We start from the raw sequence: 24,583 nt of genomic DNA on the forward strand, positions 1-24,583 counted from the left end.
TACATGATGTATGCCACCGCGTTACGCTTTCGTACTGTTACAGTGCAGTTGCGCTTGTAACAGTGCGCGCGCTGTCGCAGGACGCGTGCGAATGCGTTCAAACCAGTTATACACCGCCGGGTAGGTATCAAGATCGATTCGCTGACGCTGATGTGCGTTAACCCACGGCCAACTGGCGATATCCGCAATACTGTAGTGGTCGCCGCCCAGCCACGGGGAGGTTTCCAGGCGTTTATTCAGGACGTTGTATAAGCGTTGCGTTTCAACCTGATAGCGTTCAATCGCATAGGGGATGGCCTGCGGCGCAAAATGGTTAAAGTGATGATTCTGGCCCAGCATCGGCCCTAACCCGCCGACCTGCCAGAACAGCCATTGCAGTGTGGTATGGCGTTCACGCAGCTCCCCGCTAAGCAGTTTGCCGCTTTTTTCCGCCAGGTAGAGAAGAATTTCACCGGATTCAAAAAGACTAAGCGGTTGACCGCCGTCTGCCGGGGCGTGATCGACGATGGCAGGAATTTTATTATTGGGAGAGATAGCCAAAAAATCAGGGCGAAACTGATTGCCCTTGCTGATATCTACTTTTAGCAAACGATACGCCAGCTCCGCCTCTTCCAGAAACAGCGTTATTTTATGCCCGTTGGGCGTGGGGGCGTAGTAAAGGTCAATCATTTTGGCTCCTGCATGTGCGTAAAGAGTCTGGGCTGAATTAAGTATAGAAAGCCTCCTGATGTGTGTGAGTTTTCATCAGGTGACAGCAGGCGAAAGACGCTATATTTTGGGAAGAAACTTAATACGCCCTCAAGAGGACATTATGAGTAAGCCTGTTATTGTGCTGTGGTCGGATGCGAACTTTTTCTCTCCTTACGTCTTGTCCGCCTGGGTGGCATTACAAGAAAAAGGGCTTTCCTTTACTCTGAAAACTCGCGATCTGGACCAGGGAGAACATCTGCAACCTGGCTGGCGGGGATATGCACTGACGCAGCGCGTACCGGTGCTTGAGGCCGACAATTTTGAGTTGAGCGAGTCGTCCGCTATTGCGGAATACCTGGAGGAGCGTTTCGCGCCGCCGCAGTGGGAGCGTATCTACCCGCACGATTTACAAAAACGCGCCCGCGCGCGACAGATTCAGGCGTGGCTACGCAGCGATTTACTGCCGCTTCGCGAAGAACGGCCTACCGACGTGGTGTTTGCCGGGGCGAAAAAAGCGCCGCTAAGCGAGGCTGGAAAAGCCAGCGCGGCAAAACTGTTTGCGACGGCTGAAGCGCTATTGGGGCAAGGGACGCAAAATTTATTTGGTGAATGGTGCATTGCCGATACCGATCTGGCATTGATGATCAATCGTCTGGCGCTGCATGGCGATGACGTGCCGGCATCGCTGGCGGCATATGCGACATTCCAGTGGCAGCGTGCTTCCGTACAGCGTTTTATTGCGCTTTCCTCGAAGCGTTCAGGCTGAAAATCTATTCATATTCCAGTATCATAACGCCGTTTTTCACAACGAGGAGTGAGCGATGAAACTGATGTTCGCATCGGACATTCATGGTTCTTTACCCGCCACGGAACGCGTGCTTGAGCTGTTCGCGCAAAGCGGCGCGCGTTGGCTGGTGATATTAGGCGATGTCCTTAACCACGGGCCGCGAAATGCGCTGCCTGAAGGCTATGCGCCCGCCCAGGTTGCCGAACGCCTGAACGCGGTGGCGACGCAAATCATTGCCGTGCGCGGCAACTGCGATAGCGAAGTGGATCAGATGCTGCTGCATTTCCCGATAACTGCGCCGTGGCAGCAAATATTGACGCAAGAGAGGCGGCTATTTTTAACGCATGGGCACCTCTTCGGGCCGACGAATCTGCCCGCTCTGCATACTGGCGATGTGTTGGTCTATGGTCATACGCATCTGCCGGTGGCGCAACAGCAGGAAGGACTGTATCACTTTAATCCTGGGTCAGTGAGCATCCCGAAAGGCGGGTATGCGGCAAGCTACGGTATTCTGGATGATAATGTGTTGAGCGTAATCGCACTCAATGATCAAAGTATCATTGCGCAGGTTGCAATTAACTCGTAATTTACCTCACAAACGTAAATGCGCCGTAAGAGCGCCAGAAATAAGAAGGTTTCCTGATGGTGGAACAGCGTCGTTTGGCAAGTACGGAATGGGTGGATATTGTGAATGAAGACAATGAAGTCATTGCACAGTCCAGCCGGGAACAGATGCGTGCGCAACGCTTACGGCATCGTGCGACGTATATCGTCGTTCATGATGGTATGGGTAAAATTCTGGTGCAGCGTCGTACCGAAACAAAAGATTTTTTGCCCGGTATGTTAGATGCTACCGCAGGTGGCGTGGTCCAGGCTGATGAGCAGCTACTGGAATCTGCCCGCCGCGAAGCGGAAGAAGAGTTGGGTATTGCAGGCGTGCCGTTTGCCGAACACGGTCTGTTTTACTTTGAAGACCAACATTGCCGGGTTTGGGGCGCGCTGTTTAGCTGCGTTTCCCACGGGCCTTTCGCGCTTCAGGAAGATGAAGTCAGCGAAGTGTGTTGGCTGACTCCGGAGGAGATCACCGCGCGCTGTGATGAGTTTACGCCAGATTCGCTCAAAGCGCTGGCGCTGTGGATGACCCGCAACGCCAAAAACGAAGCCGCGCTCCAGGAGAAACCGGAAGAGACGGAATAAGCGTTTTAGCAGCTTTCCCGCATACATAAACTGGAGGCGATGGATTTTCGATCGCTCCAGTTTCCCTGATTTAACCTTTCCAACAGCGCCCGTCCGGCTTCACTGCCAATCTTACGGTGCGGTACGGCCATGGTGGTTAACGGCGGCTGGCAGACCCGGCTGACATCGCTATCGCCAAACCCGACCACCGCTAAATCGTCCGGAACTTTGATCCGCCGTCGTTGGCACTCGTATAACGCGCCGCAGGCCAGCTCATCCGATACGCATACCAGCGCGTCCAGCTCCGGCCACGCCAGTAAAAACTCCGGCAGTTGCGACGCGCCGGTAGAAAAATTGGGTGGCAAGGCGGCATTAATCACCCGGTTTGGCGACATATGGTGGCGAAGCATCGCTTTGTACCAGCCGTGCAGATGTTGCTGAAAAATCCACTGCTCCTGATTGGCGCATAGTAGCCCGATATTCTGATAACCGCGCTGAATCAGCATTTCCGTCAGCTCATACATTGCCGCAACGTTATCAATACCGATATTCATATCAATAGGATCGCTGCGAATCGCGCCCATCTCCATCACCGGGATAGAGGCATTTTTCAGCCACTGGCGCACGGTAGTGCTATGTTCGACGCTAAGCAGAATCGCCGCGGCAATGTTGGAGGCCAGCAGCGTTTCGAGCAGCTTCTCCTCTTGTTCCACGCGATGCTGCGATTCCGCCAGCATAATCTGGTAGCCAGCGGGCTGTAAAATTTGTTGCAGCCCGGCGAACATTTCAGAACACCCCGCTTCCGCAAGGTTCGGTACGACCATCGCGATGGTGTGCGAGGAGGCAGACGCCAGCGCGCTGGCGGCGAGATTAGGCATATAGCCCAGCTCATGCACTGCCGCTTCGATTTTTTCCCGGAGTTTATCAGAGACCTGTTCCGGCGTGCGTAAGGCTCGTGATACGGTCATCGTGCCTACACCGGCAAGTTGGGCTACATCGGCGATAGTCACTTTACCGGTACTGCGCCGTTTACGGGGTATCGACATACAAATTCCTGCGTCATTACAACATGTTGAGATGCTTTTTTATTGTCGTTCTTTGCTTCGCATGACTGGCAGTATACGCCTTAAATCCGCTTTTTTGCTGTGATTTCACACCATGATTTTAATTTGATAGCGCTATCACAATTCTGAGTAATAGTCGCTGGTAGCGCTATCTTTGTGATAACGATCGCAGCTAATATCGAATGGCTTGAATAAAGTTTGTTCATAATTTCATACACCGTGGGGGCGAATAACATGCTGGGAACCTGGTTATCTGACGCAACCATCACGCTACAGGAGAGCGTGGAAACGTGGCCGCAGGCGCTGGAAATTTGCGGCAAACCCCTGCTGGACGCAGGTGTTATCGCACCGGAATACATTACGGCGATTGTTCAGCAGCACCAAAAGCTTGGGCCATATTATGTATTAGCGCCAGGGTTAGCGATGCCGCATGCGAGGCCGGAAGAGGGGGCGAAAGGGTTAGGTTTATCGTTACTGAAACTACAGCGCGGCGTTTCATTTGGCGCAGACGAATTTGATCCGGTTGACATCATTATTATGCTGGCGGCGCCTGATAAGCACAGTCATATCGAAATGATATCGGCGCTGGCGGAATTATTTTCCAGTGATGTAGATATGGAAAAATTACATCAGGCAAAAAACCTGGAGGACATTAAAACGATTATTGACCGTTTCTGATTTTATTCCATTTTCTTGCGGTAAATAACATTACGCCCGTGCGTGATGCAGACCAACTCTACTTTTAAAAGGTGACAATAATGAAAATCATGGCAATTTGCGGTTCCGGCCTGGGTAGTAGTTTTATGGTAGAAATGAACATTAAAAAAGTATTAAAGAAACTCAATATTGACGCTGAAGTGGAACACTCCGATCTCTCATCGGCCACGCCCGGGGCTGCCGATCTTTTTGTAATGGCCAAAGATATCGCGGCCAGCGCCAGCGTACCGGAAAGCCAACTGGTGGTGATCAATAACATCATCGACATCAACGAACTGGAAACGCAGCTGCGCGCATGGTTCGCTAAACAATAATTATTGCTGGCGAGGTGGATATGTTTATCCTTGAAACGCTGAATTTTGTTGTTGATATTTTAAAAGTGCCCTCGGTGCTTGTAGGGTTAATTGCGCTGATTGGTCTGGTGGCGCAGAAAAAAGCGTTTTCCGATGTGGTGAAAGGCACGATTAAAACCATTTTAGGTTTTATTGTGCTTGGCGGCGGCGCAACCGTACTGGTGGGTTCATTAAATCCGCTAGGGGGTATGTTTGAACACGCTTTTAATATTCAGGGTATTATTCCTAATAATGAAGCGATAGTCTCAATCGCGCTGGAAAAATATGGCGCGTCCACGGCGTTAATTATGGCATTTGGTATGGTGGCCAATATTGTCGTGGCGCGCTTTACGCGTCTTAAATATATCTTTTTGACCGGGCATCACACCTTTTACATGGCCTGTATGATTGGCGTAATCCTGACCGTGGCGGGGTTTGAGGGCGTAGGGCTGGTCTTCACCGGATCGCTGATCCTGGGGCTGGTGATGGCTTTCTTCCCGGCGTTGGCCCAACGTTATATGAGGCGGATTACCGGTACCGATGACATTGCGTTTGGTCACTTCGGTACCTTGGGATATGTGCTTTCCGGCTGGATTGGCAGTCTGTGTGGTAAAGGCTCCCGCTCCACGGAAGAGATGAACCTGCCGAAAAACCTCAGTTTTTTACGCGACAGTTCTATCTCGATTTCGCTGACCATGATGATTATCTATCTGATCATGGCAGTCAGCGCAGGGCGTGAGTATGTCGAAGCGACGTTTAGCGGCGGGCAAAACTATCTGGTGTACGCCATCATCATGGCAATCACCTTCGCCGCCGGCGTGTTCATTATTCTGCAAGGCGTCCGTCTGATTCTGGCGGAAATTGTTCCGGCCTTTACCGGCTTTTCAGAAAAACTGGTGCCAAACGCGCGTCCGGCGCTGGACTGCCCGGTGGTGTATCCCTATGCCCCTAACGCGGTACTGATTGGCTTCCTGTTCAGTTTTCTCGGCGGGCTGGTGGGGCTGTTCCTGCTGGGACAGATGAAGCTTGTGTTAATCCTGCCAGGCGTTGTGCCGCACTTCTTTACCGGCGCGACCGCAGGCGTCTTTGGCAATGCCACCGGCGGTCGCCGCGGGGCGATGATCGGCGCATTTGCTAATGGTCTATTAATCACTTTCCTGCCAGTGCTGTTACTGCCGGTTCTCGGCGCGATCGGCTTCGCCAATACCACGTTCTCGGATGCTGACTTTGGCGTAATCGGTATTTTGCTGGGCAACCTGGCGCGTTATCTGTCGCCGATGGCTATCACGGGGCTGGTGGTGGCGCTATTCGCGCTACTGGTGGCGTACAACGTGTTGGCCAAAAACAAAAAAGCGAATGCCGAAGTGCAGGAAAATAGCGGAGCGAAAGAATGAATGTAACCGAAATCACCCAACTGGCGCGCGACATTCGCGTCGCCACGCTCAAATCCTTAAACCATCTTGGCTTTGGTCACTATGGCGGCAGCATGTCGGTAGTGGAAACTCTGGCGGTTCTGTACGGCGCGGTGATGAAAATCGACCCTGCCGACCCGGACTGGCCGGAGCGCGATTACTTCGTGCTGTCGAAAGGCCATGCGGGCCCCGCGTTGTACAGTACCCTGGCGATTAAAGGCTATTTCCCGCGCGAAGAGCTGAATACGCTTAACCAGAACGGCACCCGTCTTCCCAGCCATCCGGATCGGCTAAAAACGCGCGGTGTGGACGCCACGACCGGCTCACTGGGACAGGGCATCTCTATTGCGGGCGGAATGGCGCTGTCGCATAAACTGGCGCGGCGACCCAACCGGGTATTTTGCATTGTCGGCGATGGGGAGCTGAATGAAGGGCAGTGCTGGGAGGCGTTTCAGTTTATTGCCCACCACCGCCTGAATAATCTGACCGTTTTCATTGACTGGAATAAACAGCAGCTTGACGGCGAGCTGGAGGAGATTATCAATCCATTCGATCTGGAAGGGAAATTCCGTGCGTTTGGTTTCGATGTCGTCACCGTCAAAGGCGATGATATCGCCGGACTACTGGCGGTGGTTCAGCCTGTGCCGCCCGCCGATGCCCAGCCACGGGTTGTGATCCTTGACAGCATTAAAGGGCAGGGGGTGCCATGCCTGGAGCAGTTAACGAATTCTCACCACTTACGCCTGACGGATGGCATGAAGCAGACGCTCAATGAGGCCATTCATCAACTGGAGGTCATGCATGATTAAGCTTGCGCCCGCAGGGCTTAAAGACGATATCGAAATGCGCAAAGTTTACGCCGGTTTTATCGCCGGGCAGATTGAGGCCGGAAGCCCAATTATTGCGCTTGAGGCTGATTTAATGAGCTCAATGGCGATGGACAGCGTGGCGCGTGACTACCCGCAGCATGTCATTAACTGCGGTATTATGGAGGCGAATGTGATTGGCACGGCGGCGGGGCTGGCGCTGACCGGTCGTAAACCGTTTGTGCATACCTTTACCGCTTTTGCCAGCCGTCGCTGTTTTGATCAGCTCTTCATGGCGCTGGATTATCAGCGTAACAACGTCAAAGTGATCGCCTCCGATGCCGGAGTGACAGCGTGCCATAACGGCGGCACCCATATGTCTTTTGAAGATATGGGGATTGTTCGCGGGCTGGCGCACTCCGTAGTACTGGAGGTGACGGATGCGGTGATGTTCGCGGATATTTTACGCCAGCTAATGGACCTGGACGGTTTTTACTGGCTGCGTACCATCCGTAAGCAGGCGCGGAGTATCTATGCGCCAGGCTCTACCTTTACCATTGGCAAGGGCAACGTACTGCGCGAGGGCGATGATATTACGCTTATCGCCAACGGCATTATGGTGGCGGAGGCGCTGGAGGCGGCGCGCCAACTGGAGCAGGAAGGTGTGAGCGCCGCGGTCATTGATATGTTCACCTTAAAGCCTATCGATCGCATGTTGGTGAAAAACTACGCGGAAAAAACGCGGCGTATCGTCACGTGTGAAAACCACAGCATCCATAATGGACTGGGGTCAGCGGTGGCGGAAGTGCTGGTGGAAAACTGCCCGGTGCCGATGCGCCGTGTTGGCGTCAAAGAGCGTTATGGGCAGGTAGGAACGCAGGATTTCTTACAACAAGAGTACGGACTCACCGCCGCAGCGATTGTAGAAGCCGCGAAATCACTGCTTTAATCATGGAGATATTGCCGGATGGCGCTGGTGCTCATCCGGCATTTTGGATCAATGATATCCCATCATCTGCGCGCCAATGACGACCACGCTGGACATAATAAACAGTAGTCCCAGCAGCGACGCCCCCACTTTCAGCCAGTTGCGAAAATCGACCCGGCACACGCCCAGCGTGGCCATCAGCGAGGCCGATGTCGGATAGATAATATGGCTGAAGCCATCGCCAAACTGGAAGGCCAGAACAGTCACCTGACGGTTAACGCCGACCAGATCGCCGAGCGGCGCCAGTAATGGCATGGTTAACGCCGCCTGGCCCGAACCGGACGTGACAAAGAAATTAAATACCGCCTGGAAGAGCAGCATAAACCAGGCGGCGATAGCATTATTAAGCCCGCTGATGCCATGCGCGATACTGTTAAGCAACGTATTGAGCACGCTGGGTTCCCCGGCTTCGCCGTTGCCGACCAGCAGCAGAATGCCTTTGGCAAAACCCACCAGCAAGGCGGGCGCGATCATCATTCTCGCCCCTTCGGTGAATGAGGACGCCATCACGTTGACCGTCATACCGTTGAGGCGGAAGATAACGCCGATGAGGCCGATCACCACGCCCATGGTGAAAAACTGGCTGGCGATCTCCGGAATAAACCAGGCGTGGACAATCACGCCCCAGACGACCCAAATCATTACGCCGGTCAGGACCAGCAGTACCAGCCAGTCGCCGAAGGTGAAAGGGCGCTGGACGACTTCATCCTGCTGTTCGCGGAAATAGCGATCGGATTCGTGGACGCGGGACAGCAGCGGATTCTTTTTCACGCGTGAGGCGTAGACCAGCGTAAAAACCAGCCCAATCAGCGTGGCGACAATCCAGACCACAATACGCAGCCCGGAGCCGGAAAGTACCGGCACGCCGGCAATCCCCTGGGCGACGACTACGCAGAAAGGGTTCATCCACGAACTGGCAAAGCCAATTTGGGTGGCGATATAGGTCACCAGGACGGTGGTAATGCTGTCATAGCCCAGCCTGACCATCAGCGGGGCTATGATAATTGCAAAGGCGACCGCCTCTTCGCCCATGCCAAATACGGCGCCCCCTAACGAAAAGAGGACAAATAGCACCGGAATAAACAGGACTTCGTTGCCCCGCGTGTGGCGAATAAGCGCCAGAATGCCGTTATCCACGGTGCCGGTACGCATCACGATGTCGAATGCGCCGCCAATCACCAACATAAACATAATGATGCCGACGGCAGTGCCGAATTTCGATCCGGATGTTAACCCTTCAAACGGAAAATTCATCAGCCCTGGTCTTTCATCGCCGGTAGTGAAAAATTGTACGCGATGATACTGCGCTTCCCCGGCCTCATTGGTCACAATGCGAAAAGAGTGCGGGTCGACGACTTTGCGGGTTTTTGTCTGACCATCGACCTGATACTGCACTTCCTGGCTATCAAACATCCCAACGGGTACGACCCAGGTGGCGATACTGGTTAAAATGGCGACAAAAAAGATGATGACCAGCGTATCGGGCATTGCCCATTTTCTGGCTGTTTTTGATTCTGTAACGACAGACATGACAGACTATCCCTGTTGCAAAGCAAAGAGGCTAAGTATGAGAAGAAGGGAATAGTTATTCATTGATGCAGCGCAGTTAAGCAAAAAATTCCGCTTTGCAGGGTAAATAGCAGAATGTCGGATGGCGATGCTAACGCGTCTTATCCGGCCTACAACGGTATTTCACCTGTAGGCCGGACGCCGCCATCCGGCATTAACTTTTACTGTTACTGCTGCTGTTGGGAAGCCTGGATTGCCGTCAGGGCGATGGTATAGACGATATCGTCAACCAGCGCGCCACGGGACAGGTCGTTCACCGGCTTGCGCATACCCTGCAGCATCGGCCCGATGGAGATCAGGTCGGCAGAACGCTGTACCGCTTTGTAGGTGGTGTTACCGGTGTTCAGATCCGGGAAAATGAACACGGTAGCGCGACCCGCAACCGGCGAGTTCGGCGCTTTGGATTTCGCTACGTCAGCCATGACCGCGGCGTCGTACTGCAACGGACCGTCGATCATCAGGTCAGGACGTTTTTCCTGCGCCAGACGCGTCGCTTCACGTACTTTCTCTACGTCGCTGCCCGCGCCAGAGGTGCCGGTGGAGTAGGAGAGCATTGCCACACGCGGTTCGATGCCGAAGGCAATGGCGGAATCCGCAGACTGAATCGCGATTTCTGCCAGCTGCTCTGCGGTCGGGTCTGGGTTGATTGCGCAGTCGCCGTAAACGTAAACCTGTTCCGGCAGTAGCATAAAGAACACAGAAGAGACCAGGGAGCTACCCGGCGCCGTTTTAATAAGCTGCAGTGGCGGACGGATGGTGTTGGCGGTGGTATGAACCGCGCCGGAAACCAGGCCGTCGACTTCGTCTTGCTCCAGCATCAGCGTGCCGAGCACCACGTTGTCTTCCAGCTGTTCGCGGGCAACCGGTTCGGTCATGCCTTTGCTCTTACGCAGCTCAACCAGGCGAGCGACATAGCTTTCACGCACCACTTCCGGATCGACGATTTCAATACCTGCGCCCAGCTCAACGCCCTGAGATGCCGCGACGCGGTTGATTTCATCCGGGTTGCCCAGCAGTACGCAAGTGGCGATGCCGCGTTCAGCGCAGATTGCCGCCGCTTTGACGGTACGCGGTTCGTCGCCTTCCGGCAGCACTACGCGTTTACCGGCTTTACGCGCCAGCTCGGTCAGTTGGTAGCGGAACGCCGGCGGAGAGAGACGACGGCTACGCTCGGAAGTGGCGGTCAGCGACTCGATCCACTCAGCGTTAACGTAGTTCGCGACGTATTCCTGAACTTTCTCGATGCGCTCATGGTCATCAACCGGGACTTCCAGATTGAAGCTTTGCAGGCTCAGCGAAGTCTGCCAGGTGTTGGTGTTCACCATAAAGACCGGCAGACCGGTGGCGAATGCGCGTTCGCACAGTTTAGAAATGCGTGCGTCCATTTCATAGCCGCCGGTCAGCAACAGGGCGCCGATTTCTACGCCGTTCATCGCGGCCAGGCAAGCTGCGACCAGTACGTCCGGACGGTCAGCGGAGGTCACTAACAACGATCCTGCGCGGAAATGTTCCAGCATATGCGGAATACTGCGCGCGCAGAACGTAACGGATTTAACGCGGCGGGTTTTGATATCGCCTTCGTTAATGATGGTGGCGTTCAGGTGACGCGCCATATCGATAGCGCGGGTCGCAATCAGATCGAAGCTCCACGGCACTGCGCCCAGAACCGGCAGCGGGCTGGATTCCTGCAGTTTAGCAGGATCGATTTTGATCACCTGCGCTTTGGAAGAGTCGTCAAAAATCTCCGACAGATCCGGGCGAGTACGGCCTTGTTCATCAACCGGCGCATTCAGTTTGTTGATGATAACGCCGGTGATGTTGGTGTTTTTCGCGCCGCCGAAGCTGCTGCGCGTCAGTTCGATACGCTCGTTTAACTGTTCTGGCGTGTCGGTACCCTGAGACATGACAAAAACGATTTCCGCATTCAGCGTTTTCGCGATTTCATAGTTCAGAGACTGAGCGAACTGATGTTTACGGGTCGGAACCAGACCTTCAACCAGCACCACTTCCGCGTCTTTGGTATTCGCATGGTAGTTCGCGATGATCTCTTCCATCAGCACGTCTTTCTGGTTGCTGGAGAGCAGAGATTCAACGTGGCTCATCTTCAGCGGTTCAGCCGCCGGCAGGGTAGAGTTCGCGCGAACGATAGTGGTGGTCTGGTCAGGCGCATCGCCGCCAGCGCGAGGCTGGGCGATAGGCTTAAAGACGCTCAGACGAACGCCTTTGCGTTCCATAGCACGGATGACGCCGAGGCTGACGCTGGTCAGGCCGACGCTGGTTCCGGTAGGGATCAGCATAATAATACGGGACACGGTTTATCCTCTTTCGTTACCGTCTTTTGGGGACGGGTTACAAAACAGCACCGCCAGCGAGGCTGGCGGTGTGAAATCAGGCAGTCAGACGGCTCGCGTCCTGCGCGATAACCAGTTCTTCGTTGGTTGGGATCACCACCGCCGGACGGGTACCTTCTTTGTTGATGAAACCAGATTTGCCGAAGCGGGCCGCCAGGTTACGTTCGTGGTCGACTTCAAAGCCCAGCACGCCCAGTTTACCCAGAGACAGTTCGCGAACCATCGCGGCGTTTTCACCGATACCGCCGGTGAACACGACTGCATCCAGACGACCGTCCATCAGAGCGGTGTAAGAACCGATGTACTTCGCCAGGCGGTGGCAGTAAACGTCCATCGCACGTTTTGCGTCTTCTTTGGTGGCGTAGTTGTCTTCAACATAACGGCAGTCGCTGGTCACTTCAGTCAGACCCAGCAGACCGGACTCTTTGGTCAGCATTTTGTTGATCTGATCCACGCTCATGCCCAGAGTGTCGTGCAGGTGGAAGATAATCGCAGGGTCGATATCGCCGGAACGGGTACCCATGACCAGGCCTTCCAGCGGGGTCAGACCCATAGAGGTATCCACGCATTTACCGTTACGGATAGCGGAAACAGAACCGCCGTTGCCCAGGTGGCAGGTGATAATGTTCAGTTCTTCTACCGGCTTGTTCAGCATTTTTGCCGCTTCCTGAGTTACATAGAAGTGGCTGGTGCCGTGTGCGCCATAGCGACGAACGCCGTGTTCTTTATACAGGCTGTACGGCAGGGCATACAGGTAAGATTCTTCCGGCATGGTCTGATGGAAGGCGGTGTCGAATACTGCAACGTTTTTATCTTTCAGCTGCGGGAAAGATTTCAGCGCTTCGGCGATACCAATCAGGTGAGCCGGGTTATGCAGCGGTGCGAAAGAGGCGGAATCTTTGATGCCCTGAATGACGGACTCATCAATGACTACGGAGCTGGTATACTTCTCGCCGCCGTGTACGATACGGTGACCAATTGCAGTTAACTGCGCAGACAGTTCTGGTTTTTGTGCCAGAATAGTGTTAACGATAAAGTTCAGCGCTTCACTGTGAGCGGCGCCTGCACCTAAAGCCGCTTCTTGTTTACTGCCGTCCATTTTCCATTTGATGCGTGCTTCTGGCAGATGGAAACATTCGGCTAAACCAGAAAGGTATTCATCACCATTAACTGCATCAATAATTGCAAATTTCAGTGAAGAACTACCGCAGTTCAGAACCAGTACTAACTTACTCGACATGGAAGTACCTATTTATGATACGTGGCTAAAAAAACGTCAGTGAGCCATAGAGCGTAGCGCATGATAGCCCTGACATTTATGATTAACATCATGCGCAGGAGTTTTTTTGGGCATGATGGAAGAAATACCTTTGAGTCTATGCCATTTTGCGTATTTTTCAGCCAATGGCATACTATGTGTAATATTGACGACTCAATGATTTTAAACTACCGGCCTTTGACAGGCCGACACAGGATACCTGATAGTGGGTATCGAAGACAAAATGTTTTGAACGTTGTCCCTCGCAGTTGTTGTTTTGCACAAATTTTTTAAATTTTATATGTGAAGTTGAGGTAGGCCATGTCGACACCGGATAATCGCTCCGTAAATTTTTTTAGCTTATTTCGCCGGGGGCAGCACTACGCGAAGACGTGGCCGATGGAAAAGCGGCTGGCGCCCGTTTTCGTCGAAAACCGCGTCATTCGTATGACGCGCTATGCCATACGATTTATGCCGCCTGTCGCCGTCTTTACATTATGCTGGCAGATAGCGCTGGGCGGTCAGTTAGGTCCGGCCGTGGCGACCGCCCTGTTCGCCCTGAGCTTGCCTATGCAGGGATTATGGTGGTTAGGGAAACGTTCTGTGACGCCATTGCCGCCTTCAATCCTTAACTGGTTTTACGAAGTTCGCGGTAAATTGCAGGAGGCTGGACAAGCGCTGGCGCCGGTAGAAGGAAAGCCGGATTACCAGGCATTAGCTGACACGCTTAAGCGCGCCTTCAAACAACTGGATAAAACTTTCCTGGATGATTTGTAATTGACCCCGGATTACGCATATAAAAGAAGGCATACCAATGCCTTCTTTTTTTCATCGCTATAGCGTGATACAGGAGTTCAAAATGGAAATGACCAACGCGCAACGTCTGATTTTGTCTAACCAGTACAAAATGATGACGATGCTCGATCCCACCAACGCCGAGCGTTACCGTCGCTTACAAACAATTATTGAACGCGGCTACGGCCTGCAGATGCGCGAGCTGGATCGCGAGTTTGGCGAGCTGACGGAAGAGACCTGTCGTACCATCATCGATATTATGGAGATGTACCATGCGCTGCACGTCTCCTGGACCAACCTCAAAGATACGCAAGCCATCGACGAACGTCGCGTCACCTTCCTGGGGTTTGACGCCGCGACAGAAGCGCGCTACCTCGGCTATGTCCGTTTTATGGTGAATATAGAAGGACGCTACACTCACTTTGACGCCGGGACACACGGCTTTAATGCCCAGACGCCGATGTGGGAAAAATACCAGCGGATGTTGAATGTCTGGCATGCCTGCCCGCGTCAGTACCACCTGAGCGCGAATGAAATCAATCAAATCATTAATGCCTGAGGAGGCTCGCGTGCAGTGTAAAGGTTTTCTGTTTGATCTGGATGGAACGTTGGTTGACTCATTACCTGCCGTCGAACGCGCGTGGTGTAGCTGGGCCGATCGTTTTAACCTTGCTCATGATGAGGTGCTGGGCTTTATTCATGGCAAACAGGCGATCACCTCGTTGCGGCATTTTATGGCGGGTAAATCGGAGGCGGAAATTGCCGCTGAGTTTACGCGCCTGGAGCAAATAGAAGCCACTGAAACCGCAGGGATCACCGCGTTGCCGGGGGCAGTCGATTTACTCAATCACCTGAATAAAGCGGGCATTCCGTGGGCTATCGTCACCTCCGGTTCAATGCCGGTCGCGCGTGCGCGCCATCAGGTCGCGGGCCTTCCAGCGCCAGAGGTGTTTGTCACCGCCGAACGAGTCAAACGCGGCAAACCGGAGCCGGATGCGTATTTGCTGGGCGCACAACTGCTTGGCCTGGCCCCTCAGGAGTGCGTCGTAGTAGAAGATGCCCCGGCTGGCGTGCTGTCCGGACTGGCTGCGGGCTGCCACGTCATTGCGGTCAATGCGCCGGCCGACACGCCGCGTCTGGCGGATGTTGATTTTGCGTTGGATAGTCTGACGCAATTATCGGTCGCTAAACAACCAAACGGCGATGTGGTGGTGTTAAGAAAGACCTGATCATGATATCGCCCCGCTTTGGCGGGGCATATTTATGGCAGAATCGCGTTATCTTCTCATCTGACAAGGATATGTTGTGAACGGTGAATTGATTTGGGTTCTCTCTTTACTGGCGATTGCCGTCGTGTTGTTTGCGACGGGCAAAGTACGTATGGATGCGGTGGCTTTATTCGTCATTGTTGCTTTTGTCCTTAGCGGTACCTTGACCCTTCCGGAAGCCTTCTCCGGCTTTAGCGATCCGAATGTCATTCTTATCGCCGCCTTATTTATTATTGGCGACGGCCTCGTGCGCACCGGCGTTGCGACGGTGGTCGGTACCTGGCTGGTTAAAATGGCGGGCAGCAGTGAAATCAAAATGCTGGTTTTACTGATGATCACCGTCGCCGGACTTGGCGCTTTCATGAGTTCAACCGGCGTGGTGGCGATCTTTATCCCCGTTGTTCTTAGCGTTTCTATGCATATGCAGACCTCGCCTTCGCGCCTGATGATGCCGCTGAGTTTTGCCGGGCTTATCAGCGGAATGATGACGCTGGTGGCGACGCCGCCGAACCTGGTGGTTAACAGTGAACTGCTGCGTGAAGGCCTGCACGGGTTCAACTTTTTTAGCGTGACGCCGCTGGGGATAGTGGTGTTGGCGCTCGGCATTGTTTATATGCTGGTGATGCGCTTCATGCTAAAAGGCGATGCGCCCGGACAACAGGCCGGTAAGCGGCGCACTTTCCGCGATCTTATCCGCGAGTACCGTCTGACAGGGCGCGCTCGCCGTCTGGCGATTCGCCCCGGTTCGCCAATGGTGGGACAGCGGCTGGACGACCTTAAACTGCGCGAACGTTACGGCGCCAATGTCATCGGCGTTGAACGCTGGCGGCGCTTTCGGCGGGTTATCGTCAATGTGAACGGCGTATCGGAGTTTCGCGCTCGCGACGTTCTGCTGATTGATATGTCGGCGGCGGAGGTTGACCTCAGAGAGTTCTGCGCCGAGCAACTGCTGGAACCGATGGTATTGCGTGGAGAATATTTTTCCGATCAGGCTTTGGATGTTGGCATGGCGGAAATTTCGCTTATTCCGGAGTCTGAACTGATAGGCAAGTCGGTGCGTGAAATCGCCTTCCGTACACGTTACGGGCTGAATGTGGTCGGCCTGAAACGCGACGGCGTCGCGCTGGAAGGATCGCTGGCCGATGAACCGTTATTGATGGGCGATATCATTCTGGTTGTGGGGAACTGGAAGTTAATCAGCCTGCTGGGGCAAAAAGGCCGCGACTTTGTGGTGCTGAATATGCCGGTCGAGGTCAGCGAAGCCTCTCCTGCGCACAGCCAGGCGCCGCACGCCATTTTCTGCCTGGTACTGATGGTGGCGCTGATGTTGACCGATGAAATTCCCAACCCGATCGCGGCGATTATCGCCTGCCTGCTGATGGGAAAATTTCGCTGTATTGATGCTGAAAGCGCATATAAAGCGATCCACTGGCCGAGTATTATCTTGATTGTGGGTATGATGCCGTTTGCGCAGGCGTTGCAAAAAACCGGCGGCGTCTCTCTGGTCGTGCAAGGGTTAATGAATATCGGCGGCGGCTATGGGCCATATATGATGCTGGGATGCCTGTTCGTGCTGTGTGCCGTCATAGGACTGTTCATTTCTAACACGGCAACGGCGGTGCTGATGGCGCCGATTGCGCTGGCGGCGGCGAAATCGATGGGGGTGTCGCCCTATCCGTTTGCGATGGCGGTGGCGATGGCGGCATCCGCCGCCTTTATGACGCCGGTTTCATCGCCGGTCAATACTCTGGTTCTGGGGCCGGGAAACTATAGCTTTAGCGATTTTGTGAAGCTTGGCGTGCCGTTCACGCTTATTGTGATGGCGGTTTGTATTGTGATGATTCCGATGTTGTTTCCGTTTTAACCCAGGCTGGAAAAGGCCTGATGGCGCTGCGCTTATCAGGCCTACGGGAAGAACGGTAGGCCGGATAAGGCGTTAGCCGCCATCCGGCAACTAAAGCGGTGAATCCTGGCTTATCTCGTCAAGAGAGAGATGGAAACTTGGTACGAACACCGCCATAAAATAGTCCATCTCCTGGCTGCGACGTAATTCCAGCGTTTTTTCCAGCCGCGTTTTTGCCAGTCCAAACTCATTGTTTCCCGCTGAGAGCTCCTCCAGGCATTTCAGGTAGGCGCAAAGCGCATCGGCCTGTTTTACGATTGCCTGTTCTTCTTCGCTCCAGGCATTCTCATCAATAAGCGGTGCGAAAATATCGCGTAATTCATCCGGCGCCATATCAACCAGCTTTTGCTGGGCGATTTTTTCGATCGCTTTATATTCCTGAGCTATCTGGGAATTAAAATATTTTACCGGCGTCGGCAGATCGCCGGTCAGTACTTCCGAGGCATCATGATACATCGCCAGAAGCGCGATGCGTTCAGCATTGAGCTGACCGCCAAATTTACGGTTTTTTATCGCCGCCAACGCATGGGCGACCATCGCCACCTGCAGACTATGTTCGGAGACGTTTTCCGTACGCACGTTACGCATCAGCGGCCAGCGGTTAATCAACTTCATGCGGGAGAGATGGGCGAAAAAATGGCTCTGCTTCATAGATTACCTTTTGTTTTCACTGCGGCAGACTTCATTGTGCGGGGAGGGGGATGAAGATGCAATTCAGGCTACCGAAGTAGCCTGAATTTAAGATTATTGATGGTAACCTGAGAGGAAACGCCCAAAACGGTTGATGGCCATCTCCAGGTCATCTTCACGCGGTAGCGTCACAATGCGGAAGTGATCCGGCCACGGCCAGTTAAAGGCGGTACCTTGCACCAGCAGCACCTTTTCCTGTAGCAGGAAGTCCAGCACCATCTTCTGATCGTCGTGAATATTAAAACGTTTAGCGTCGATCCTGGGGAACATGTACAACGCGCCGCGCGGTTTTACGCAGGAAACGCCGGGAATATCGTTAATCAACTCCCAGGCGCGGTTACGCTGTTCATACAGTCGACCGCCCGGCAGAATAAATTCGCTAATGCTTTGATAGCCGCCGAGCGCGGTCTGAATAGCATGTTGCGCCGGGACGTTGGCGCACAGGCGCATTGAGGCTAACATCTCCAGCCCTTCAATATAGCCTTTCGCATGTTTTTTCGGCCCGTTCAGCACCATCCAGCCCTGGCGGAAGCCGGCGACGCGATAGGTTTTAGACAAACCATTAAAGGTGATGGTCAGCAGATCAGGCGCCAGTGCGGCGATAGAGTGATGCTCGGCATCGTCATAGAGAATCTTGTCATAAATTTCATCGGCGAAGATGATGAGATTATGCTCGCGCGCAATGTTGACAATTTCCATCAACAATTCTTTAGAATAGACGGCGCCAGTAGGGTTGTTTGGATTAATAATGACAATACCACGCGTACGTGGGGTGATTTTGGCGCGGATATCGTCAAGGTCCGGGAACCAGTCGGAAGATTCATCGCAAAGATAATGTACCGCCTTGCCGCTGGAGAGCGATACCGCCGCTGTCCATAACGGATAATCGGGCGCGGGAACCAGCATTTCATCGCCACTGTTAAGCAACGCCTGCATCGCCTGAACGATCAGCTCGGAAACGCCGTTACCGATATAGATATCTTCCACGGTTACATCGCGCATTCCACGGGCCTGATAATGCTGCATAATCGCTTTACGGGCGGAATAAAGCCCTTTCGAGTCGCAATATCCTTGCGCCGTCGGCAAATTACGAATGACATCGACCAGAATTTCGTCCGGCGCTTCGAATCCGAAGGGGGCGGGGTTGCCGATATTCAGTTTAAGAACTTTATTACCTTCTTCCTCAAGGCGTTTCGCTTCTTTCAGAACGGGGCCACGAATGTCATAACAGACATTTTCGAGTTTGCTGGATTTTTCAATGGGGGACATGAATCTTGACCTTTTAGCTGTTATTGCCACTCCCTGCCGTGGAAGTCAGCACGAAACAATGTACTCCCACGACGGTGAGTTTTGAAGAGTGAACAGAAGAAGATTTTGTTTATTTTTAACGCGCTTTCGTACTGTTTAAAACTTCATAAAATCACTTAGTTAGATGCATTTTCTATTTTTGTCTCTATGTATAGTGTTTTGTTCTATGTGATTGCGCGTAATGTGGTTTTTTATGTTGTCAGAAATTATCTGTTTTATGAGAGATAAGCATTCATCATTAGTGTCGCGCTGGCTATTTCGGAAATACTGAGTATTAAAGGTAAAATGAGAAGGTTAGACCTTTCCGGCGGCGGGGGGTGTGAAACTATTGTTAAGTATAATTAATGAATGGTAGAAATCTTAATTAATTATTATTTAATATTTAAAAAGCATTTACTAAAGTCGTAATAATATCTTTCTGGTCCGATTAGTATAACATATCTCAGGTTAAGATTATTCGTAATAATACTTATAAATATAGCGGTTTTAGGTTAAGATAATGATCCGAAACGGGGGCGTAGTCTGCGTTGTCTGCTAATTTTCATGACGCGATTTTATACATAACCTATTGTTCAATATATCGTTTTTGTATCTGTGCGTCTCGGTAAACTATTTGACGCTGTTACAAGATTTACACGTCCATCATTAGCAGAAATCTGTAGACGCCTAAAGGTATGACACATTCTCTTTGATATATCCCGATCAGTTGCATTTGGTATTATATCAGTAAGTAAGAGAAGTGTTTTGGTCGTATTTTCAATTACATTCTAACATTTACCTGGGTAACCAGGCGGTACTGCGAAGGATGCACATTACAAATGGAATTGCTTGTTTCTGAATGCACAGCATTAACCAGGTCAGCCCGATATGACCCGCCAGTAAGTGAAAAATTATGATAAATGCAAATCGTCCGATAATTAACCTCGATCTCGATCTGCTGAGAACGTTCGTGGCCGTTGCCGATCTGAACACCTTCGCCGCGGCGGCGGCGGCGGTATGTCGTACTCAGTCTGCGGTCAGTCAGCAAATGCAGCGTCTTGAGCAACTCGTGGGAAAGGAATTGTTCGCCCGCCATGGTCGTAACAAACTTTTGACCGAACACGGTATCCAGCTTCTGGGGTACGCCAGAAAAATCCTGCGTTTTAATGATGAGGCGTGTTCATCATTAATGTTCAGTAATCTTCAGGGAGTGTTAACAATCGGCGCTTCTGATGAATCAGCTGATACTATCCTGCCTTTTTTGCTTAGCCGAATCAGCTCGGTTTATCCGAAACTCGCGCTTGATGTACGGGTAAAACGCAACGCCTATATGGTGGACATGGTTAAATCGCAGGAAGTAGATTTGGTGGTGACGACTAACCAACCTCATTCGCTGGACTGTCTGAATTTGCGGACTTCGCCCACCCATTGGTATTGTGCGGCTGAGTATGTTTTGCAAAGGGGAGAGCCCGTACCATTAGTCCTGCTGGACGATCCCAGCCCATTCCGCGATATGGTGCTGGAGACGCTAAATGCAGCGGGTATTCCCTGGCGGCTGGCCTATGTGGCGTCTACATTACCGGCGGTACGCGCGGCCGTTAAAGCCGGTCTTGGCGTAACGGCTCGACCTGTCGAAATGATGAGTCCCGACCTTCGCGTGCTGGGCGCCGCAGACGGATTACCGCCTTTGCCGGATACGGAATATCTGTTGTGCCGCGATCCCAATAGCCAGAACGAGCTGGCGATGGTGATTTTCCATGCGATGGAAAGCTATCAAAACCCATGGCATTACAACCAGTTTTCTGCAGAGGGCGGAGATGATCCGCTGATGGTGGAAGGGGGTTTTGAGTAGCTCGCAGGCAAAAGGCGCTAAGTCGTAAATGTAAAAAAGAGCCGCTGGCGATGAAAAAACGCTCAGTGGCTCTTTTTTTGTGCCCATCTGTACGCGCTTAACCGCACAAATTGTAAAAGTTGCGGTAAATCAGCCAGTAGCGATTCGCAGTTCAATGTGGGTAAAAAATAACCAGAACATCCATTTTATGAATTTGCATGTTAAAAAACTAGAGAAATTGTTGCTGTTTTAGGGGGTGAATTAACAAAAGCGTGTCACAGATCAAGAAAATACTCCCATTTAGGGGGAGGCATCTTCACAAATTCCTGTCAAAATAGGTGTGTGTTATTTCTTTTGCTTCACAACGGACACGATTCAACAACATAAAATCCCCCCTGGTCGAAGAGTCATTTTCTCCAGGATGGCACTTAATGTTAATGATGATGAATTGATGTAAATTAATGTGAAGGAACTTTTGTTAAAGTTGACAAAAGGTTATAGAAAGGAGTAAAAAACCACATCAATTAGCTGTTTTTATCATTTTCTACAGTAATTGTAGGGTTTTTTTTATTCCTCCCCATGAATCGATGTGGCGTCCATCTGCCGTAAAGAGCAGAGGAACTGGCGCTACTTTTGATGAGTAAGCAATGAGTATGTCAACATCCACTGAAGTCATCGCTCATCACTGGGCATTCGCTATCTTTCTTATCGTTGCCATTGGCCTGTGCTGCCTGATGCTGGTAGGCGGTTGGTTTTTGGGCGGTCGCGCACGCGCGAGGCACAAGAACGTTCCGTTTGAATCAGGTATCGACTCGGTCGGCACCGCCCGCTTACGCCTATCTGCCAAGTTTTACCTGGTAGCCATGTTCTTCGTTATCTTCGACGTTGAAGCGCTGTATCTGTTCGCATGGTCGACTTCTATCCGCGAAAGCGGCTGGGTTGGCTTTGTGGAAGCTGCAATTTTTATTTTTGTGTTACTGGCTGGTCTGGTTTATCTGGCGCGTATTGGCGCGTTGGACTGGACGCCCGCGCGTTCACGCCGCGAGCGTATGAACCCGGAAACGAACAGTATCGCTAATCGTCAACGCTAACCGCGAGGCATTAAGATGGATTATACGCTCACCCGCATAGATCCTAACGGTGAGAATGACCGTTACCCCCTGCAAAAACAGGAGATCGTAACCGACCCCCTGGAGCAGGAAGTTAACAAAAACGTGTTCATGGGCAAACTGCATGACATGGTTAACTGGGGCCGTAAAAACTCAATTTGGCCCTACAACTTCGGCCTTTCTTGCTGCTATGTAGAGATGGTGACCTCTTTTACCGCAGTGCATGACGTTGCCCGTTTCGGCGCGGAAGTGCTGCGTGCGTCGCCACGTCAGGCTGACCTGATGGTGGTGGCCGGTACCTGCTTTACCAAAATGGCCCCGGTTATTCAGCGTCTGTATGACCAAATGCTGGAGCCAAAATGGGTCATTTCTATGGGCGCCTGCGCCAACTCCGGCGGCATGTACGATATTTATTCGGTAGTGCAGGGCGTTGATAAGTTCATCCCGGTGGATGTGTATATCCCTGGCTGTCCGCCGCGTCCGGAAGCGTATATGCAGGCGTTGATGCTGCTGCAAGAATCGATTGGCAAAGAGCGCCGTCCGCTCTCATGGGTGGTGGGCGATCAGGGCGTGTATCGCGCCAATATGCAGCCAGAACGCGAACGTAAACGCGGCGAGCGTATTGCCGTCACGAACCTGCGTACCCCGGACGAGATTTAATTTGCGCCTGTCGGCAGCAGCACTTCACTTCGCTAACCACTATTTTAATAGCGCGAAGCACTGCCGACCACCACGGACCATTTGCAATGGTGAACAATATGACCGACTTAACCGCGCAAGACGCTGCATGGAGTACCCGCGATCATCTTGATGATCCGGTTATCGGCGAACTGCGCAACCGTTTTGGGCCGGATGCCTTTACCGTTCAGGCGACCCGCACCGGTATCCCCGTTGTTTGGGTCAAGCGTGAACAACTACTGGAGGTTGGCGATTTCTTAAAGAAACTGCCGAAACCTTACGTCATGCTGTTTGACTTACACGGCATGGATGAACGCCTGCGTACGCACCGTGACGGGTTACCCGCCGCGGATTTTTCCGTTTTCTACCACCTGATTTCCATTGAGCGTAATCGCGATATCATGCTCAAGGTGGCGTTGTCTGAAAACGACCTGCGCGTGCCGACCTTCACTAAACTTTTCCCTAACGCCAACTGGTACGAGCGTGAGACCTGGGAGATGTTTGGTATTGATATCGAAGGCCACCCGCACCTGACGCGCATCATGATGCCGCAAACCTGGGAAGGCCATCCGCTGCGTAAAGATTATCCGGCGCGCGCGACCGAATTCGACCCGTTTGAGCTGACCAAAGCCAAGCAGGATCTGGAGATGGAAGCGCTGACCTTTAAGCCGGAAGACTGGGGGATGAAGCGCGGGACTGACAACGAGGACTTTATGTTCCTCAACCTCGGCCCGAACCACCCGTCTGCGCACGGTGCGTTTCGTATTATCCTGCAACTTGACGGTGAAGAAATCGTCGACTGCGTGCCGGATATTGGCTATCACCACCGCGGCGCCGAAAAAATGGGCGAGCGACAGTCCTGGCATAGCTACATTCCCTATACCGACCGTATCGAATACCTCGGTGGTTGCGTCAATGAAATGCCGTACGTGCTGGCGGTAGAAAAGTTGGCAGGGATCACCGTCCCGGATCGGGTGAACGTCATCCGCGTGATGCTCTCCGAACTGTTCCGCATTAACAGTCATCTGCTGTACATCTCGACCTTTATTCAGGACGTCGGCGCGATGACGCCGGTCTTCTTTGCCTTTACCGACCGGCAGAAAATTTATGACCTGGTGGAAGCCATTACCGGTTTCCGTATGCACCCGGCCTGGTTCCGTATCGGCGGCGTCGCGCACGACTTGCCGCGCGGTTGGGATCGCCTGCTGCGAGAGTTCCTTGAGTGGATGCCGAAGCGTCTGGATTCTTACGAGAAAGCCGCGCTGCGTAACACCATTCTGAAAGGGCGTTCGCAGGGCGTTGCCGCTTACGGCGCGAAAGAGGCGCTGGAGTGGGGCACCACCGGCGCAGGGCTGCGCGCGACCGGGATCGACTTCGACGTACGTAAATGGCGTCCATACTCTGGCTACGAAAACTTTGACTTTGAAGTGCCGGTGGGCGGCGGCGTTTCCGACTGCTATACCCGCGTGATGCTGAAAGTGGAAGAGCTGCGCCAGAGTCTGCGCATTCTTCAGCAGTGCCTCGATAACATGCCGGAAGGCCCGTTCAAAGCGGATCACCCGCTGACCACGCCGCCGCCGAAAGAGCGCACGCTGCAACATATCGAAACCCTGATCACCCACTTCCTGCAGGTCTCCTGGGGCCCGGTGATGCCGGCGCAGGAGTCCTTCCAGATGGTGGAAGCGACGAAGGGGATTAACAGTTACTACCTGACCAGCGACGGCAGCACTATGAGCTACCGTACCCGCGTGCGCACGCCGAGCTTTGCGCACCTGCAGCAGATTCCCTCGGCGATCCGCGGTAGCCTGGTCTCCGACCTGATTGTCTATCTGGGTAGTATCGATTTTGTTATGTCAGATGTGGACCGCTAAT

The 24,583-nt window shown here is 52.7% G+C and carries 24 protein-coding genes; 17 read left to right on the forward strand and 7 right to left on the reverse strand.

Annotated elements, in window-relative coordinates:
• Window positions 1-21 precede the first annotated feature (21 nt).
• Entirely contained in the window at window positions 22-669 is a 648-nt protein-coding gene (gene yfcG / locus ABVN36_RS20055) for a GSH-dependent disulfide bond oxidoreductase (RefSeq protein WP_000566563.1), read from the reverse strand.
• A gap of 142 nt (window positions 670-811) precedes the next feature.
• On the opposite strand from yfcG, the gene yfcF reads away from it, so the two are divergent.
• From yfcF to yfcD, 3 genes are read left to right on the forward strand one after another with little or no spacing between them, the layout of a single operon-like run.
• On the forward strand, window positions 812-1,456 hold the full coding sequence (gene yfcF / locus ABVN36_RS20060; protein WP_000043010.1) for a glutathione transferase: 645 nt from the start codon (window positions 812-814) through the stop codon (window positions 1,454-1,456).
• Between the two features lie 55 nt (window positions 1,457-1,511).
• Window positions 1,512-2,063: a phosphodiesterase gene (gene yfcE, locus ABVN36_RS20065; protein ID WP_023138694.1), complete on the forward strand. Its 552-nt coding sequence runs from the start codon at window positions 1,512-1,514 to the stop codon at window positions 2,061-2,063.
• Window positions 2,064-2,119: 56 nt separating this feature from the next.
• Window positions 2,120-2,674 carry an NUDIX hydrolase YfcD gene (gene yfcD, locus ABVN36_RS20070; protein ID WP_000230215.1) on the forward strand — a complete coding sequence of 185 codons (555 nt, stop codon included), beginning with the start codon at window positions 2,120-2,122 and terminating at the stop codon, window positions 2,672-2,674.
• Between the two features lie 5 nt (window positions 2,675-2,679).
• Here the strand turns inward: yfcD and ABVN36_RS20075 are convergent, their stop codons facing one another.
• Window positions 2,680-3,699: a LacI family DNA-binding transcriptional regulator gene (locus ABVN36_RS20075; protein ID WP_000026949.1), complete on the reverse strand. Its 1,020-nt coding sequence runs from the start codon at window positions 3,697-3,699 to the stop codon at window positions 2,680-2,682.
• A gap of 252 nt (window positions 3,700-3,951) precedes the next feature.
• Between ABVN36_RS20075 and ABVN36_RS20080 the strand changes: the two genes are divergently transcribed.
• From ABVN36_RS20080 to ABVN36_RS20100, 5 genes are all read left to right on the forward strand, one after another.
• Window positions 3,952-4,395, forward strand: coding sequence for a PTS sugar transporter subunit IIA (locus ABVN36_RS20080; protein WP_000901810.1), 444 nt, complete (start codon window positions 3,952-3,954; stop codon window positions 4,393-4,395).
• An 80-nt stretch (window positions 4,396-4,475) separates the two neighbouring features.
• The gene (locus ABVN36_RS20085; protein ID WP_000699818.1) at window positions 4,476-4,748 is read left to right on the forward strand and encodes a PTS sugar transporter subunit IIB; all 273 of its coding nucleotides are present in this window, start codon (window positions 4,476-4,478) and stop codon (window positions 4,746-4,748) included.
• Window positions 4,749-4,768: 20 nt separating this feature from the next.
• Window positions 4,769-6,160, forward strand: coding sequence for a PTS ascorbate transporter subunit IIC (locus ABVN36_RS20090; RefSeq protein ID WP_001518515.1), 1,392 nt, complete (start codon window positions 4,769-4,771; stop codon window positions 6,158-6,160).
• A complete protein-coding gene (locus ABVN36_RS20095; protein ID WP_001103265.1) occupies window positions 6,157-6,987 on the forward strand; it encodes a transketolase in 831 nt (276 codons plus the stop codon). The genes ABVN36_RS20090 and ABVN36_RS20095 overlap by 4 nt, the downstream gene beginning before the upstream one ends.
• Window positions 6,980-7,933: a transketolase family protein gene (locus ABVN36_RS20100; RefSeq protein WP_023138693.1), complete on the forward strand. Its 954-nt coding sequence runs from the start codon at window positions 6,980-6,982 to the stop codon at window positions 7,931-7,933. The genes ABVN36_RS20095 and ABVN36_RS20100 overlap by 8 nt, the downstream gene beginning before the upstream one ends.
• Window positions 7,934-7,981: 48 nt before the next feature.
• Here ABVN36_RS20100 and yfcC read toward each other — a convergent pair whose 3' ends face one another.
• The 3 genes from yfcC to ackA all read right to left on the reverse strand — a co-directional run bounded on the left by yfcC (window position 7,982) and on the right by ackA (window position 13,132).
• The gene (yfcC, locus tag ABVN36_RS20105) at window positions 7,982-9,502 is read right to left on the reverse strand and encodes a putative basic amino acid antiporter YfcC (RefSeq protein WP_000117929.1); all 1,521 of its coding nucleotides are present in this window, start codon (window positions 9,500-9,502) and stop codon (window positions 7,982-7,984) included.
• 206 nt (window positions 9,503-9,708) lie between these two features.
• Window positions 9,709-11,853 carry a phosphate acetyltransferase gene (gene pta / locus ABVN36_RS20110; RefSeq protein WP_000086692.1) on the reverse strand — a complete coding sequence of 715 codons (2,145 nt, stop codon included), beginning with the start codon at window positions 11,851-11,853 and terminating at the stop codon, window positions 9,709-9,711.
• Between the two features lie 76 nt (window positions 11,854-11,929).
• Window positions 11,930-13,132 (reverse strand): acetate kinase, encoded by a 1,203-nt coding sequence (ackA, locus tag ABVN36_RS20115; protein WP_000095689.1) that lies wholly within the window; start codon window positions 13,130-13,132, stop codon window positions 11,930-11,932.
• A 339-nt stretch (window positions 13,133-13,471) separates the two neighbouring features.
• On the opposite strand from ackA, the gene yfbV reads away from it, so the two are divergent.
• The 4 genes from yfbV to ABVN36_RS20135 all read left to right on the forward strand — a co-directional run bounded on the left by yfbV (window position 13,472) and on the right by ABVN36_RS20135 (window position 17,077).
• The gene (gene yfbV / locus ABVN36_RS20120; RefSeq protein WP_000106617.1) at window positions 13,472-13,927 is read left to right on the forward strand and encodes a terminus macrodomain insulation protein YfbV; all 456 of its coding nucleotides are present in this window, start codon (window positions 13,472-13,474) and stop codon (window positions 13,925-13,927) included.
• Between the two features lie 82 nt (window positions 13,928-14,009).
• Window positions 14,010-14,504 carry a YfbU family protein gene (locus ABVN36_RS20125; RefSeq protein ID WP_000426135.1) on the forward strand — a complete coding sequence of 165 codons (495 nt, stop codon included), beginning with the start codon at window positions 14,010-14,012 and terminating at the stop codon, window positions 14,502-14,504.
• Window positions 14,497-15,174, forward strand: coding sequence for a sugar phosphatase (locus tag ABVN36_RS20130; protein WP_001555201.1), 678 nt, complete (start codon window positions 14,497-14,499; stop codon window positions 15,172-15,174). The genes ABVN36_RS20125 and ABVN36_RS20130 overlap by 8 nt, the downstream gene beginning before the upstream one ends.
• Before the next feature lie 76 nt (window positions 15,175-15,250).
• Entirely contained in the window at window positions 15,251-17,077 is a 1,827-nt protein-coding gene (locus tag ABVN36_RS20135; RefSeq protein WP_001012857.1) for an SLC13 family permease, read from the forward strand.
• Window positions 17,078-17,167: 90 nt separating this feature from the next.
• Here the strand turns inward: ABVN36_RS20135 and yfbR are convergent, their stop codons facing one another.
• Both yfbR and alaA read right to left on the reverse strand, forming a co-directional pair.
• Window positions 17,168-17,767, reverse strand: a complete 600-nt coding sequence (gene yfbR / locus ABVN36_RS20140) for a 5'-deoxynucleotidase (protein WP_000813882.1) — start codon at window positions 17,765-17,767, stop codon at window positions 17,168-17,170.
• A gap of 93 nt (window positions 17,768-17,860) precedes the next feature.
• A complete protein-coding gene (gene alaA / locus ABVN36_RS20145; RefSeq protein WP_000074540.1) occupies window positions 17,861-19,075 on the reverse strand; it encodes an alanine transaminase AlaA in 1,215 nt (404 codons plus the stop codon).
• A 931-nt stretch (window positions 19,076-20,006) separates the two neighbouring features.
• Between alaA and lrhA the strand changes: the two genes are divergently transcribed.
• The 5 genes from lrhA to nuoC all read left to right on the forward strand — a co-directional run bounded on the left by lrhA (window position 20,007) and on the right by nuoC (window position 24,582).
• Complete coding sequence (gene lrhA / locus ABVN36_RS20150) at window positions 20,007-20,945, forward strand: transcriptional regulator LrhA (protein WP_000606288.1); 939 nt, start codon at window positions 20,007-20,009, stop codon at window positions 20,943-20,945.
• A gap of 79 nt (window positions 20,946-21,024) precedes the next feature.
• On the forward strand, window positions 21,025-21,177 hold the full coding sequence (locus ABVN36_RS20155; RefSeq protein ID WP_001121022.1) for a hypothetical protein: 153 nt from the start codon (window positions 21,025-21,027) through the stop codon (window positions 21,175-21,177).
• Window positions 21,178-21,571: 394 nt separating this feature from the next.
• Window positions 21,572-22,015: an NADH-quinone oxidoreductase subunit NuoA gene (gene nuoA, locus ABVN36_RS20160; protein ID WP_000062993.1), complete on the forward strand. Its 444-nt coding sequence runs from the start codon at window positions 21,572-21,574 to the stop codon at window positions 22,013-22,015.
• Between the two features lie 15 nt (window positions 22,016-22,030).
• Entirely contained in the window at window positions 22,031-22,693 is a 663-nt protein-coding gene (gene nuoB / locus ABVN36_RS20165; RefSeq protein ID WP_000386728.1) for an NADH-quinone oxidoreductase subunit NuoB, read from the forward strand.
• An 86-nt stretch (window positions 22,694-22,779) separates the two neighbouring features.
• Window positions 22,780-24,582: an NADH-quinone oxidoreductase subunit C/D gene (nuoC, locus tag ABVN36_RS20170; protein WP_000247855.1), complete on the forward strand. Its 1,803-nt coding sequence runs from the start codon at window positions 22,780-22,782 to the stop codon at window positions 24,580-24,582.
• The last annotated feature ends 1 nt before the right edge of the window (window position 24,583 follow it).

The sequence above is a fragment of the Salmonella sp. SJTUF15581 genome, assembly GCF_043356775.1.
Lineage (GTDB): Bacteria > Pseudomonadota > Gammaproteobacteria > Enterobacterales > Enterobacteriaceae > Salmonella > Salmonella enterica.

Excerpts from the sequence above, each read along its gene's own strand:
- yfcG (WP_000566563.1), bottom strand. The coding sequence starts at position 669 with ATGATTGACCTTTACTACGCCCCCACGCCCAACGGGCATAAAATAACG.
- yfcF (WP_000043010.1), top strand. The coding sequence starts at position 812 with ATGAGTAAGCCTGTTATTGTGCTGTGGTCGGATGCGAACTTTTTCTCT.
- yfcE (WP_023138694.1), top strand. The coding sequence starts at position 1,512 with ATGAAACTGATGTTCGCATCGGACATTCATGGTTCTTTACCCGCCACG.
- yfcD (WP_000230215.1), top strand. The coding sequence starts at position 2,120 with ATGGTGGAACAGCGTCGTTTGGCAAGTACGGAATGGGTGGATATTGTG.
- ABVN36_RS20075 (WP_000026949.1), bottom strand. The coding sequence starts at position 3,699 with ATGTCGATACCCCGTAAACGGCGCAGTACCGGTAAAGTGACTATCGCC.
- ABVN36_RS20080 (WP_000901810.1), top strand. The coding sequence starts at position 3,952 with ATGCTGGGAACCTGGTTATCTGACGCAACCATCACGCTACAGGAGAGC.
- ABVN36_RS20085 (WP_000699818.1), top strand. The coding sequence starts at position 4,476 with ATGAAAATCATGGCAATTTGCGGTTCCGGCCTGGGTAGTAGTTTTATG.
- ABVN36_RS20090 (WP_001518515.1), top strand. The coding sequence starts at position 4,769 with ATGTTTATCCTTGAAACGCTGAATTTTGTTGTTGATATTTTAAAAGTG.
- ABVN36_RS20095 (WP_001103265.1), top strand. The coding sequence starts at position 6,157 with ATGAATGTAACCGAAATCACCCAACTGGCGCGCGACATTCGCGTCGCC.
- ABVN36_RS20100 (WP_023138693.1), top strand. The coding sequence starts at position 6,980 with ATGATTAAGCTTGCGCCCGCAGGGCTTAAAGACGATATCGAAATGCGC.
- yfcC (WP_000117929.1), bottom strand. The coding sequence starts at position 9,502 with ATGTCTGTCGTTACAGAATCAAAAACAGCCAGAAAATGGGCAATGCCC.
- ackA (WP_000095689.1), bottom strand. The coding sequence starts at position 13,132 with ATGTCGAGTAAGTTAGTACTGGTTCTGAACTGCGGTAGTTCTTCACTG.
- yfbV (WP_000106617.1), top strand. The coding sequence starts at position 13,472 with ATGTCGACACCGGATAATCGCTCCGTAAATTTTTTTAGCTTATTTCGC.
- ABVN36_RS20125 (WP_000426135.1), top strand. The coding sequence starts at position 14,010 with ATGGAAATGACCAACGCGCAACGTCTGATTTTGTCTAACCAGTACAAA.
- ABVN36_RS20130 (WP_001555201.1), top strand. The coding sequence starts at position 14,497 with ATGCCTGAGGAGGCTCGCGTGCAGTGTAAAGGTTTTCTGTTTGATCTG.
- yfbR (WP_000813882.1), bottom strand. The coding sequence starts at position 17,767 with ATGAAGCAGAGCCATTTTTTCGCCCATCTCTCCCGCATGAAGTTGATT.
- alaA (WP_000074540.1), bottom strand. The coding sequence starts at position 19,075 with ATGTCCCCCATTGAAAAATCCAGCAAACTCGAAAATGTCTGTTATGAC.
- lrhA (WP_000606288.1), top strand. The coding sequence starts at position 20,007 with ATGATAAATGCAAATCGTCCGATAATTAACCTCGATCTCGATCTGCTG.
- nuoA (WP_000062993.1), top strand. The coding sequence starts at position 21,572 with ATGAGTATGTCAACATCCACTGAAGTCATCGCTCATCACTGGGCATTC.
- nuoB (WP_000386728.1), top strand. The coding sequence starts at position 22,031 with ATGGATTATACGCTCACCCGCATAGATCCTAACGGTGAGAATGACCGT.
- nuoC (WP_000247855.1), top strand. The coding sequence starts at position 22,780 with ATGGTGAACAATATGACCGACTTAACCGCGCAAGACGCTGCATGGAGT.